Raw genomic sequence first — 407 nt, 5'->3', positions numbered from 1 at the left:
GGCATGGTCCTCGAAGAGCACGGCATCCAAAGCAACGCCTATGAATTCAAGGTCGGGGCGATCTATCCCGAGCGCATTTACTGCGTTCAGTACGATGAATCGGACCTGCAATTCATCCAGCGCCTGTGCGAGGAAGAAGGTATCCACTACCACTTCCAGCACAGCGCCACGGCCCACAAACTGGTGTTCGGCGATGACCAGACGGTGTTCCCGAAACTCGCGCCCGTGGCCTATCAGCAAGATTCCGGCATGGTCGCCAACGACCCGGTGATCAAGCGCTTCGACTTGCGCCTGGAAACCCGTACCAGCCGCACCACCCGCCGCGACTACGACTTCGAAAAACCGCGCATCACCCTCGAAAGCGAAAACCGTGGCGACGCCCTGCCCGACCTCGAAGACTACGACTA

General features: G+C 59.2%; 1 protein-coding gene. It reads left to right on the top strand.

The genetic code is table 11. From position 1 onward, the window contains the following. Positions 1-407, top strand: a 407-nt coding sequence (locus tag K0F88_RS32065; protein ID WP_257605427.1) for a contractile injection system protein, VgrG/Pvc8 family, incomplete at both ends; no start/stop codon positions are given.

The sequence above is a fragment of the Pseudomonas sp. UMAB-40 genome, assembly GCF_900095275.1.
In the GTDB taxonomy this organism is placed as follows: Bacteria; Pseudomonadota; Gammaproteobacteria; order Pseudomonadales; family Pseudomonadaceae; genus Aquipseudomonas; species Aquipseudomonas mandelii_B.
This window is presented reverse-complemented; position numbering and strand designations above follow the sequence as displayed.